The sequence below is a fragment of the Halobaculum limi genome, assembly GCF_029490015.1.
GTDB lineage: Archaea > Halobacteriota > Halobacteria > Halobacteriales > Haloferacaceae > Halobaculum > Halobaculum limi.
The window spans coordinates 157,042-170,374 of record NZ_CP120469.1 but is presented as its reverse complement, the minus strand read 5'-3'; the positions used below and the strand labels follow the sequence as shown (position 1 = coordinate 170,374).

The following is a 13,333-nucleotide window of genomic DNA, read 5'->3' as shown; positions in this document are numbered from 1 at the left end:
TAGTTCGATAAAAATCTGCTACGAATGGTGGAGGGACATCTAATGCCAGAAGAAACGGACACTACATCCGACAATGCTGAGGTTTCCGCCAGTACAAAACGGTTGGCAGGTCTGGCTAGGGGATACACTTTCCAAGATGTTCTCGCTGGAGCTTGTATTCTATCAGTTTTCTTTGAAGACGCGAATGCCGTTGCTATAGAATCAAAGTTATATAATAGCGACAAATTCGACGATATTGTCCTAGAAAAATCTGGTGAGAAAACCTGTCTTCAAGTTAAAAACGGGCCGGAACACAGGCTTATTTCTAGCGACCTCACAGGATCCAATGAAAGAGGATTAGATTTCACCGACTTATCCGAATCTGCGGAAGCTCGTAGGGTGGCAGATGAAGGGTCACGCTTTGTGGTTCTAACTTCATTCGAAGATGAAACTGGATCTGGAATTGAGTTTTCAGATGAAACAGAAAACCTCTCACTGTTCGGAAGTCTTGAGTTTGAGGCAAAGAAGCTTACTGAATTTAGAGGAGGATACGTAGAAGACGAAGGGATAGAATTCGTACTAGGGGTGCCTGGTATAGGGACAACTACGGACGAAGAAGAAATTGAGTCACCTCGAAATACAGAGTTGTTTGAACGTATTGTAGGGGGTGTTGCTCCGCGTTTGGATGTTAGGGAGAATCCTGAGATTGATGATCCGGAGTCACTTACACAAAAAGCGGTTGGGTTAGCGAGATGGGCCAGAAATCAACCAACTGATATACGAAGGTTGGACCGTGAAGAGATCATACAGCGTTTAGAATTAATTCCGTCAGAACAATTTCCTCAGAAGTTTGAACTCCCTGATGAATATATTCACCCAAGATGGCTTGAAGATCTTGAGGAGGCGTATGATGACCCAAGTGATCGATTTTTAGTTGAAGGTGCTCCAGGAAGCGGAAAATCAGTGGGTATAGAACTGTTTCACAGGGCGTGGGGGGACTCAGAAGATTGTCGAACACTCCGGTTTTATTTCTATATACCTGAGGACGCCGATTCGCTGGAGATGAAGTGGAGTGATCCTAAATGGTTTAGACATCAACTCGCATATCAAATCTATTCAACATTTTCAGAAGCGTTTGGAGAGGATACTTCGATTCCCGTCTGGACGGGGACAGAGGATTTGCAAGAATATATTGACAACGTGGCCCACTGGGCAGATCAAGAAAATCAAAGAGTTCTATTTATTTTCGACGGGTTAGATCACGCATTGCGGCCGTTTGGAGGTACTAAAGCTACAGAGTCTGCGGAGGGTTCTGCTCTTGAAGAGATTGGGATGCTTGACTTTCCTGATCCATTGGGGTTATTCATGGTGAGCCGTGAAATTTCAGAGTCTCACGACACTCTTCGAGTTGATCAGCAGATTGAGGTACCTTCTTGGAGTCCAGAAGAAATTAGAGAGTATCTTGAGAGAAGAGATGTATCGCTGGATGATGATCTTGTTGGACGGGTATCAGGTGTCTCTGGAGGCCTTCCTGTTATTATTTCGCATCTTGTAACGAAAGCTGAAATCCAGGGTGTAGATATAGAGGAGGTAATTGATGAGGCATCACATGTCGATGGAGAGCTGGAGGAGTATTATGATACGATCTGGGAGCCACTAGAACCGTATGAGAGAGATGCGGTCACGTTAGTTGCGCTGAATCCTACCGGATTGCGTGAAGAGACTATAGATTCTGTGATTGATTTACCGTATACGCTAGAAAGCACACGTCTTGAGGATGCCCCTCTTGCTCATATTCTAGAGTCCTTGGAAGGAGATCGGTTTCGAGTGTTTCACGACAGCTTCAGGAAGTACACAAAGGAGCTGTTAGATCAAGAAGAAATTGTTCAAGGTCATAAACGGTTATTCGACTACCTGTTTGACCAGTGTATCAGTTTTCCTCAAAATCTGGAGAGTCTGAGATACCACGCCGAGAATGGTCCAGGGCGGGCCATACTCAAGGATCTAGCGACTCTCGATAATCTTCTACAATGGTGGCAGAAAGGAATTCAACTAGACCATCTTTCCAATACTCTAGATCTGGCTTTCGAGGCCTCGCTTCAACAAGGAGACTACGTCACGGCTTTTGACTGTGTAATCCTTGGTGGTGTCGCTCGAAATATGCTTGATATTTACACAGGCGACGACTTGCGTCTCACATACTATGCCGCTCAAGATAGACGTGATGACGCTCTTCGCTTAGTGGATCAGATTCGCGGATATAATGGTGGTAGTGAGGAGGCGCTTGAAGCGATGCAGACTGTGGCGCGGAACTGGGAAAGTGAATTAGATCGAAACTGGCTCGCGTCGTGGGAAGAGGATTATCAGGAATCCGAACAGCCAGATATGAACCCTGAGGCGTACTTCGAAGTCGTTTCTGAAGTTTTAGATACTGAGGAGTTCTGGGAGGTAGCAGAACAGATCAAACGGTTAGATACGGGACAACATTTTCCACGAGAAGTTCTCTCTGCTGTTCAGAGAAAACCTGAATTATTTGATAGTCAACCTGAGCCACCGGAATGGTTTTTCGAGGACAAATCTGCAGCATTAGAATCCTGTGAAGGATTAATCTACGATCTACCTGAGGGTTGGCGTGAAGAACTTAGAGCTAATGCACCTGACTACTCAGAATTATCTTTTGCCGCACTGCACACCCTGCTTAGATGTGGAGGCGTGGAGGAGGAAATTCGTGAGATCGTTGAAGCTCGTGAATTAGGTGAGCCTCTTGATACTTCAAGTGAGGGCGGTGTTCGGTTTACTGATGCCTATTACGTCGGTTCTATAGTAGCGAGCTTGGTTGAATCACCCGAAGACCTGCAGGATATTGTAGACGAAATTGCTGTAGAGCAACCGAAAACTCAGAAACTTCTCGCATTGATGGGAGCAGCCGCAACCCGTGAATCTTCGGACCAAAAGCAGGTTTGGGTGGATGCTACCCTGGAATACTTAGAAGAGCGGCTTGAGGAAGGGTACTTGTTGGATGAGAGTGCTAGGACTGTAGCTGAGACCTGGTATTGGCAAGCAGTTTCTCAGGTGTCAGAAGCATTCGGTGAAGTCGCTGATCAAGGGTCAGAAGATCTTGTGAGACGGGTTCTTGAATTTGCGGAGGAGATTGGTTCTGGAGATCGGTTCTTCGATACAATTACTAGGAGTCTGAATCAGGCGTGGGAGGAATTACCTCCAGAAGAAGCTCTTCCTGAGAATTTGGATCGTCGTTATGAGGAGCTATTGAATAGGCCACCTATGGAGGAGCCGCCGTCAAGAGATCTTATGAATTTAGCTGTTAGAGCGGCTAGAGCAGGATATAATAGCCGGGGTGAAAATTATACAGAGAAAGCAATTGAGCGTTGTTTCCGATATGGGTATAGGAAAGATGGGTTCTTGGATGATGTCTGGGAAGGGTTGGAAGATATTGCAGACGATGAATGGGATCAATATCTCGGTACAGCTATCCAGTTAATCAACTGGGCAAATCTTCTACATAAGATGACAGATGGAAAGGGGACCGAACATTTTGAGGGTATATTCCTGAAATCTCTCCTCGATTCAGGTGCTATCAATTATCACGTAGCCGAGAATAACGCTCAACAACCTACGACGGTACGCAAGCTATGGAAATGGCGTTTAGAGAATCCTGGAGAAATGACTGAAGAGGAACTGTATCAACTGATAGACTCCAAAGAGATGAGAGTCCGTAGCGGTCCCACCTCACAGATGGAGCTACCGTTCTTCTCTAAGGCTGCTGAAGTTGCCGATGAATTTGGATGGGAGGAACTAGCTATGAAGGCTCTGCGGGCTTTGAGTTGGGGCGACTATGTCCGAGACGGCATCAGCGATGATCAAAAAGAGAAACTCCGAGAGTTGGAATCGGAATACTGTGTAGATCTCCCTGAAGATCTGGATTCAGAAAACGGGTCTAGTGAATATGAAACGGAATCAGAGGGAGTGGAACCAGAGGATGAACGTATTCACGAGATTCTTTCTCAACATTCAGAAGAAGATCCTCTTACGATGAGTGATTTTGACGATCTAACATCAGAGGAGCTCTCTACAGCTGGTGATCTACTTCAGAACAATTCAGTAGATTCTACGAGGTATAATCCGACAGCTGCAGCTCCTATCTCCCGGCTCTTGGCAGAGAGGGGAAACGAGGAACAGGCTATTCTATTGTTGGAGAATGTGATCGCTGAGCGTGATCTAATTAACTCGTGGCTGGGAGGAGGCAGTAACAGGTTTGAGAGAGTTGCCGATGCTCTCTTAGATATAGATGAGGAGAAAGCCTTGCAGAGTGTGCTGAATGGTTGGAATAAGAGCCGTCTCGATACTCAAGGATATCAGTCCATATTCCCTCAGTTGTTATGGATTGTGAAGAGAACTGAAGGAGAGATAGCCGCTGAAGAATTCTTTTCCAACGTAATGAGTTGGACTAGGAGATTAATGTGGCCCCATCAGGATCGGATACAGAAGTGGGGGGTTCTGGCTGACTCTGGAGTCTAGTATTCGATCAGTCTTAGAAATTCTCTCCTTGTGTTATTCTAGAAACGTACTTTGGAGTATGAGGAAGGGATGGCGAGCCCGTCACTTGCGAGGAACTAACGGTGAGAGTTGGAATACGTAACATATGATGTATGTAATTAAATATATCCTCCACCATACACTCTCAAATCAATAAATGAATAAAATTAGTATAGTATGTCGGAGATAATCGAAACGGAGGGTGTTTTAGGCGGTAAGCCGCGAGTCGAGGGTACTCGTGTCTCTGCGGAGCAGATTTACGAGATGTACATTAAGAGAGAGATGAGCCCAGATGAACCAGTCGGCAGAGAAACAGAGATACAGAGAATAGCGGACGCAGTCCGACCGCTAACACGAGGGAAGACACCGGAGAATCTGTTGCTGTACGGGCCTGCTGGAGTCGGGAAGACCACCTGTGTCAAACATGTATTCGACCGTTTGGAAGAGAATACGCGGGCGAAGTCAGTCTACATCAACGCCTGGCAGTACAACACCCGTTCATCACTATTGACTGAGTTACTGATTCAACTCGGATATCCTGCGCCGCGAAAAGGAAAACCAATCGACGAACTACTCTCCAAGCTCAAGGAATGGTTGGACAAGAACCGTGGAGTCGCAGTAGCGATTGATGAGTTCGACCAGTTGCAGGAGAAAACGGAGATCATCTACGACCTGCAAATGCTGAACCAGGAAGCCGAAAACAGCCTGGGAATCGTAATGGTGTCGAATCAACCACCTCAAAAGGTACAGCTAGATCCACGAAGCCAATCGCGTTTGAACTGCCAGACACTCCAGTTCAACTCCTACAACGCACCACAACTACAAGACATACTATCTAAACGAGTGGAACAGGCCTTCAAACCCGGAACAGTACCCGACGAGGTTATTGAGGAGATCGCGGAACAGGTGGCAGAGAACAGTGGAGACTGTAGGGAAGCACTCGAAACACTACTAAGAGCCGGAAGAAAGGCAGATTCAGAGAGTCGAAGTAAGCTCACTCACAAAGACGCTGTTCTTGGGGATTCAGACTGACTGCCAGATCCTTTCGCTCCAAGATATTTATTTGTCGGCTTAAACGTTAGAATATGCCAGACAATACTCCTCCTATCGATTATCCCGAAGTCTTGGAGGCTATCGGAGTTGTCGAAGTGATCCGCAAAGATGAGGAAGATGAATTTGTTGAAAATTTCAACAATCTCGCGGTAGATTCACGAGAAGATTTACCAGGAACAGATAGAGAGACACATCAACGAGTCACAGGCACCACTGGGACGACACGCCACGAGATCTCCGTCAGTGGTCTTCTGGATGAAGTCTTAGAAGCAGTTTACTTTCGAGGGAATTCGTCAACAAACGAGTTAGTCCGGTGTATTATGTACGGCGTTATCGACCAAAAGGGGTTTGAGGAGAAGTTACAGGAGAAGCGTGATGATGACATAGACTATATTGGACATCAGTACCAGTCTGCGGGCGAAGTTTTGATTGAAGAGATTGTTGAGGCTCTTAGTGACCTGATAGCGGACGAGTTGGAAGTTGGTATATTCACAAAGAACAGAGAGTCCTGGAATACAGGCAGGCTGTCATTGTACCACCCAAGTTTCTGGTCATTTGATTTCTCAGAATCTAGTCTTGATTCTCTTGAAGATTTTATGAGCGAAGACGATCTCTTCTGGTACGGGATAGACGATATTCACGTCTCTAATCTGAGTGAAGAAATTCAGCAATATGGTGACAAGGAGAGATATGTTTTCGCAGGTCGCAGAAAGTTTGAGAGTTCTGTAGGCAGCTTCAGATTCAGAAGTATACTTACGAACTTCCACTCCGAAGGATCTGGAAGCCGGTACAGCAGGGATGGTGATCCAATTGGATCTACGTATACTCGTCAAGGATACAGTAGTCTCTCTATGATTTTTGAAAAGCTAATGTGGTCTCTCTATGGGTACTACAACTTTCACAACGAGAAGAATCCTGAGCACGAACCATTAGAGGACTCTATAGACTACGAAGCTCAGTATGACTTATTGAAAGGATTACAGAAAGATCGGCAAGAGATGAAGGAGAATTGGAGACAGATATCGAGACAAAGTGATAGTATCCAGCACTCGTTTAAAGAATCTGAACCGTTTGGTAAACGTAAGGGCTTCATAGCTACACTTGTGGATAGCGCCGGTGAGGTCGAGGATTACGCTAAAGAAGAGTATGAAGACCTCGTTGAGAAGTACAATGACTCGATTGAGTTAGTCCGTTCTAACATAGAGTTAAATTCGACCATCGAAACTGTTGATCTGCAAAATAAGATTCAGTCTCAGAATGAATCGGCCAAGAGCTTACAGAAGATTGGTGGGATTCTCACATTGGTTATCGCGGTATCAAGTGCTATTTCGTTAGCGATTCAGGCAGGTTGGATATAGCGTCTGAATTGGACTAGTATTATGACTCAGGCCGAGAGCCTGCTTGCCCGGTGTTTCAAGGGGGTGCGCTACAATACTACTCCTACGCAGAAACCCTCTGACACCGGAGAAAACAGGGAAGTCCAAGACGGAACGGCGATCAGAGAAACAGAGTGAAAACCTGTCCTCTGATGACGGTCAAAACGCCGTTTCCAGGCCTCGGGACGTGTCAACTTCTTGAAAGACGAGAGACCGGGTTCAAATTCCGGCCTGGCCTTCTAGACAATATTGTTTAACTCCCTAACGTGGTCCTTCTTTGGGATTCACTCGATAGCGGCAGAACTGGTAATTTGGCTGTCACACCCGTCTATTCTTCTGATTACACTCGGATACTTACCTCCATTCGCTCTGGCCCTCCCCGCGTCATCGCACACACTAGCGATGCATTGTGTCGTTCTAAGATACGCAACACTGCAGGTTGGGCGACTGCTTGGTTCAGCGTCACCTCGAGTGTCCACCCCGAGCGGTGGCCAATATCTGGAGACTGGACGGAGACCCCAAGCACGTGGTCACTTGCAGCGAGTGCAGCACCGAGCTCGTGTGCACGGATGCGATCGCGTGCAGTACAGGTCACTGCAGGACTCCACTGGCCGATCCGATACACGTGATACAGATCGCTGCGTCAAGCCGCCCACACAGGAGTGGTGAGCCACATCCAGTGCAGGTCCGCCCGTACAGCCTCACAGTGAACACCCCTGCCGGTGGGTTGCACTCGCCGTGTATTCAGCCAAGACTTCGATCCCGCAATCACTGCATTCGACGTACATCTCTCCCGTGGGATTGCCGTAGCAGTCGAACTCAGGCATCGGGCCGAGCCAGTCGTGGTTGCGAACAGTACCGTTATCTGTTGACGTCGTGTGTGCTGACATGGGTTCAGCTTCCTGAGAACCCCAACCGCTCGCCTGTCCTACCAGGCGAGTTTTGGACTAAATAGCTCCAATGAGCGATTGTTGTTCTCAACAGATCCTACACAATGAGGGGTCATTAACTTTTTGCCACGCGGAAACTAATAACGGAGCTGATGGTAAGTGAACACGGCAATACTAGGGTCAGTGATGATCAGTTGATTGCTGCAATCAAAGACATCGACGAGCCAGTCGCATCAACAGCTGAAATTGCTCAGACCTTCTCTATGACTCGCACTGGTGTTGCAAAGCGTCTAAACTCGTTATTCGACAGTGGGTCAGTCTGCCGAAAATCAGTTGGGAGCGGGTACGTTTGGTGGATAGAAGGTCATTCAGCCCCTTGAGAAAGCGAAATTCGGCCTTCTTCCGTGAGCCACCATACCCTTGCAGAAGCCTTCTTAGCGCTTCTAACGAGGCCTTCAGTTTCCAAGTCCTGGAGTCGAACAAATACACCCTGCCGAGACATATCTAGCTCATCCCCAAGTTCGGACGCAACTACGACGGGATGAGGTGAGAGAGCTATTGCTCGTAGTATTTGATCGTCTGTCGTCTCTCGCTTCCGGCCCGCCATTGAGCCTTCGTTGCAACCCCAGAACAAAATAGCAGTTGTCTCCCAAAAGAACACGCACGGGAACTAGTTTCCACGTGGAAGGAGCTAAGTGTCTACGGTTTCGAGTAGGTCCCAGCGACGCTACGCGGCAGGTCCGCCCACGAGGAATGGCGACGCGGTGCTTAGGACACCGCACCGCCGAGTGGGGTCGTTTATCCCAACGACATGTCTAATACAAACACACACCGGCTTGAACGTGCCGGAGCCGACCAAGAGTACTACCTCGCTACGACTAGCCGCGATGCCAAAGCACACGATCCCGACCCAGACAACCCCGACGAGCCAGCCTGTCAGGTCACCACCCAACCCACCACAGCATTTCACCGCATCCCAACTGACACAGATCACCCACGATGTCAGTGGTGTGCCCCAACCCCAACAGACACCGACTACACCCGCATCCCTGCACAACTGCGCCACACTGATCCTGAGGATCTCATCCCCGACGGTGGGGTCAGCATTTTCGGCCTGACCGCATTCCAACGCGATTGCCTCCCCGCTATTGCGCGCTGCAACACTCGCCACAGCCTCGTCAAGGGGCTCACGATCAAAGCTGAACTCGAGACGTGGTATGAAGAGTCGATCAATCACGGCCGACTGTATCCCGCCCTCGATACCCTCGTTGCGGCTGGACTCATCACGAAATCCAAAGCCGATGGTCGGTCGAACCACTACGAGCTGACCGACGCTGGTACTCACCTACTGGCCACACACGCCGATCGCCTCGCTGACGCTCACGGTGAACCCCAATGACCGACAGCATCGACGACAGACTATCGGCGTTAGCCGACCGTGTCAGCGACCTCGAAGCCCAACTCGCGACCGAACGCGAAGCCCGTCGTGAGGCAGAAGCGGCCGCCGAGCAGGCACGACAGACCGCGCACGCTGCTGCTCGTGAGGCCCAACGCGCTCACAGCCGCTTGGATGACCGTGCTGCAGTCCGGATGGACGCACCCGACCCAACAACACTCACAGTCGAACCCACCTGTGAGGCGAATCCAATGCCACTGGGGACGATTCTCTCCTCGAAAGCCACTCATAGTGATGTGAATGCGCTCAGGCGCGTGCTGATTGATTCGACAGGCGAGACTCCGTCTGATGAACTCAGTGGGCTCACACCCGCACAGGCGGCGTTCATCGAAGCCCACGGAAGCGTGCTGGAGTACCTAACAACGGATCAATCCAACACAACCAGCCAGGGGACAGACGGGGCCGTGGAACGAGTCACACACGAGACGGCGAAACTCAGACGGAAGCTTCACTCAGTCGTTGAGCAGGCAGGACTTTCCACGAGTGAAACAACCGACGCCGCAGCCGAACAGGACAAGCTGAATCGCTTACTCAAGTACGGCCCCAGTGACGTCGTTGATCGGGTACATAAGGTCCACGAGCGAGCCAAAACACTGCTCGAACACGCCGGAAAGTGGGGACGGACAACAGCGGACAAACTGGGGACGCGAATCACACTGACTGGCTCAGGGGTGAAAGAGCGGCTTGGGTTAGCTCGCAGTGAGCAGTTATCCTCAACGGAGATCCGACGTGTCTTCGAGAAACTCGAATCGCTTGCGAGTGACTCACCACGGAAGGTGGTTGCAGACACCGGCGGTCGCGGTCAGAACCGACTCGTCATCTACCTCACGGACGCGGAGGTGAACAGACTCAACTGACGGGTGGTGTCAGCCCACCCAAGCGCCACCCCTGTCACCCTCGGCGGTTGCACACCAGCTGACCGCCCTCCACTCGCTACACTCCAGACACGACGGCCGCTGTGTCCGAATAGATACCCGCTGTACGGGTGTCGAGTACCTGCGGGTCCATCGAGAAGAGCGGTGGTCGGCGGTGGTATGTGTGTCGAGGGTGCAGCTGAACCGACTGACAGCAGGTGTCAGCCGAGATCGCCCGGTACACTCGTGTTGACCACGGAGCCGTGAGCATATTATCGAGCAACGGGTGTCCAGATCGCCTGGCGACGACTCAGAGCTTCAATAGGATTATACTGTTACATTTTCAATCCAATTTCATCCAGTACATATGCTATTTATTACAAAAAGTAGAGTGACACTGACTCTAGTTTGCACATCCCAACACGATGGTTTGTGAAGGCTTGTCGCGGCGGTCGTTCGCACAACTGCTTGCCAGCATTGGTGTGACAAGCAAGGGGATAGTCCAGTCCGCCGGAGCAACGCAAGCCGTAGAATCAGACTGGCCACAGTTCAGGTATAATTCTCAAAATACTGCATTTGCCCCAGATGAATCAGGGCCCAAAGAGTCGATCTGGTACGATTGGTACGTCAATACAGAAGTAGCCGGTGGAGATGCCCGAGCAGAACCAACGATAGCGGACGGCAACCTGCTTTTTACCGACGCTGAGTCAATTCACTCCGTAGCGATAGGTAGTGGGTCGATTGAGTGGTCCCAGTCTGTTGGGCAGGTTACTGGATCAATGGCTGTACGTGACGGAGAAGTCTATTTTGTCACGAACCAGGGACAACTCGGCGCTCTCGATGCACAGACGGGAGCACGACAATGGAGATTGCAACTCGAACCGAATATCATTGGGTCACCCACGGTTACTGAGAGTCATATTTTCGCCAGTAGTAGCGCGGACATATTCTACGCTGTAGAGCGAGATAGTGGGAGTCAAGATTGGACGTTTTCAACAGAAGAGGGGCGTGGCTCGTGGCCTAATAATTCGCCTGCGGTCCACGAGGGGACGGTGTTCATCCCGACACATACTGGTAGGATTCACGCCTTAAACGTAGATGACGGGGAAGAAGAATGGATGGCAGAGACAAAGGCATTTCTTGACACGCCGCCGGTTGTTACTGACGAAATTGTAGTCGCAGGTGGCTACAATAGTGATCTGGTGGCGTATTCTACCACTGGAGGGTATGAGCAGTGGCGGGTTACAGGCGCGGGTCGGTTCGGTGCGCCTGCAGTAGCAAACCAGACTGTATTCGTCACACACCGTTCCGGCTTGACGGCCTACGATGCAGATGACGGGACAGAACGCTGGACATACAGTGGAGTTCCCGGTGTCGTTGGACGCCAACCCATCGTCGCAGACGGTGTTGTCTACGTTGGTGGAGACCGACTGGTCGCGCTTGATGCTGAGACGGGATCGGTGTTCGCTTCGTTCAACCCCGATTATACGCAACACGGCGATCAGTACGGAACGGGAATCGAATCACCCGTCATCGCTGATGGTACCATCTTTGCACGCGATGAATACGGGGGAGTGTATGCACTGTCAGCGCAGACGAAAGCAGTGATCAAGGGCCCACGTAGCGGGGACTCGCTTGAAGAACTGAGCTTTTCCGCAGACGGCTCGGCCACCCCAAGCGGATCTATCGAGTCGTTTGAATGGCGATGGGAAGAGATGGACCTGTCACTCGGATCAGGTCCTCAATTGAGCACTCGATTGTATCTCCCGGGGGCGCAGACGCTTTCACTCACTGTCCGGGATACAAACGGCAATACAGCGACGTCGACACGAGAGGTCAATGTACACATCGGAAATGGCGCACGAGCGATAGCAGGTGCGGGATTGATAGCAGGCACAGGATTGTTGTATCGTCGACATCGCCGAAACCCAGAACCGGATGCAGAAACTGGTGGGTCAGATTCAGCGAGCGGTGATGACCAGCAATCGACCGAAGCGGTCCAACAGACGGCTGATGCTGAGGGCAACCACGCACTCGAGGAAGGAAATCAAGCATTGGCTGACCAGGACTATGAGACAGCCATTTCCTGTTATGAAGCCGCAATCGCCTCACTCACCACTGCACAAGAATCACTTCCACGAGGGGATGACCAGCGCGAGGAGATCGAAGAGCGGCTTGCAACAGCGCGTGCGAAACTGCAGACCGCTCGCGATCACCAAACGGCGGTTGAGAAGCTCACAGAAGCACTCCTCGCGGCTGAACAAAGCCTTCGAACGGCTGTCACCGAACACGGCAATGGCCAACAGACCATTGTGAAGTTGCGCTATCGGCAAGCACGCGACCAGTACGAAGATGCATTAGAACAGTTGGATACATTAGATATTGATCCCTTCGGCGAAAGCGGAATCACTGTCACCTTCGACACAAGTTCGGACACAGTCCCGCAGGATCCGAGCATCGTTGACGAGCTTGAGCAAGGTGAGGGCTCAACACTTGATGAGGCTGGCATTGATTCCGAGGACGCGTATGTCGAGGCTACGGAGGAGGACATAGCCAAACTCTCCCCCCTACGTCGATTGGCTGTTCAAGTCTGGTTTGATGATCAGGGGACGACAACGTTCCCCGACCGGGCAGCAATCGTATCACGACGAGATGTCGCACGCCGTGGATTAGACCTCATCTGACTGGCCCCCCCTTCGTGAAAATAGGGACATAGAAGGATGGACGGAGGTCGTCCGCTGTAGGCAGAACTGGTATTCGATATTGCGTAATGAGTTCACGAGCGAAGCCACCACCGAGCAGGCACGACAGACCACTCACGCTGCTGCTCGCGATGACTATCGCGCCCACGAACGATTGGATGACCGCGCTGCAGTCCGGATGGACGCTCCCGCTCCAACTACACTCACAGTCGAACCCACCGGTGAGATGAATCCGATGTGAGGGGGACAGATTATCCTCTCGAAAGCCACGAAGATGATGTGGAGGTTCTCGACCGTGTGTAAATTCATTCGACTGACTATCGTCGTCCAGTGGGATCAACGGGCGTAACTATGCAGAGGGATGTTCTCCGAGGACCACGGAAGCGTATTTGAGAACAAATCAGAGGATTTGTTGGTCCCTCCAATCGCAAAATTCTCCTCTGGACAGGCCCGTCAGTGATTTTCGGTG

8 protein-coding genes are annotated in these 13,333 nt (G+C 50.4%); 6 read left to right on the top strand and 2 right to left on the bottom strand.

Translation table 11 applies throughout. The features are described from left to right. The first annotated feature begins 42 nt into the window (after positions 1-42). From P0D77_RS16450 to P0D77_RS16440, 3 genes are all read left to right on the top strand, one after another. A complete protein-coding gene (locus P0D77_RS16450) occupies positions 43-4,515 on the top strand; it encodes a hypothetical protein (protein WP_277556209.1) in 4,473 nt (1,490 codons plus the stop codon). A gap of 195 nt (positions 4,516-4,710) precedes the next feature. Next, positions 4,711-5,565, top strand: a complete 855-nt coding sequence (locus P0D77_RS16445) for an AAA family ATPase (protein ID WP_277556208.1) — start codon at positions 4,711-4,713, stop codon at positions 5,563-5,565. A 53-nt stretch (positions 5,566-5,618) separates the two neighbouring features. Continuing rightward, positions 5,619-6,944: a hypothetical protein gene (locus tag P0D77_RS16440; RefSeq protein ID WP_277556207.1), complete on the top strand. Its 1,326-nt coding sequence runs from the start codon at positions 5,619-5,621 to the stop codon at positions 6,942-6,944. Positions 6,945-7,663: 719 nt separating this feature from the next. Here the strand turns inward: P0D77_RS16440 and P0D77_RS17780 are convergent. Both P0D77_RS17780 and P0D77_RS17740 read right to left on the bottom strand, forming a co-directional pair. Beyond that, entirely contained in the window at positions 7,664-7,789 is a 126-nt protein-coding gene (locus P0D77_RS17780; RefSeq protein ID WP_490396536.1) for a DUF8118 domain-containing protein, read from the bottom strand. A gap of 427 nt (positions 7,790-8,216) precedes the next feature. Continuing rightward, the gene (locus P0D77_RS17740; RefSeq protein ID WP_432764870.1) at positions 8,217-8,459 is read right to left on the bottom strand and encodes a MarR family transcriptional regulator; all 243 of its coding nucleotides are present in this window, start codon (positions 8,457-8,459) and stop codon (positions 8,217-8,219) included. A 204-nt stretch (positions 8,460-8,663) separates the two neighbouring features. Here P0D77_RS17740 and P0D77_RS16435 point away from each other — a divergent pair, with 204 nt between their 5' ends. The 3 genes from P0D77_RS16435 (at position 8,664) to P0D77_RS16425 (ending at position 12,846) form a co-directional block, all read left to right on the top strand. After that, complete coding sequence (locus P0D77_RS16435) at positions 8,664-9,251, top strand: helix-turn-helix transcriptional regulator (protein WP_277556206.1); 588 nt, start codon at positions 8,664-8,666, stop codon at positions 9,249-9,251. Beyond that, on the top strand, positions 9,248-10,165 hold the full coding sequence (locus P0D77_RS16430) for a hypothetical protein (RefSeq protein WP_277556204.1): 918 nt from the start codon (positions 9,248-9,250) through the stop codon (positions 10,163-10,165). Before P0D77_RS16435 ends, P0D77_RS16430 begins: the two co-directional genes overlap by 4 nt. A 422-nt stretch (positions 10,166-10,587) precedes the next feature. Further along, positions 10,588-12,846, top strand: a complete 2,259-nt coding sequence (locus P0D77_RS16425) for an outer membrane protein assembly factor BamB family protein (RefSeq protein WP_277556203.1) — start codon at positions 10,588-10,590, stop codon at positions 12,844-12,846. Positions 12,847-13,333: the final 487 nt, after the last annotated feature.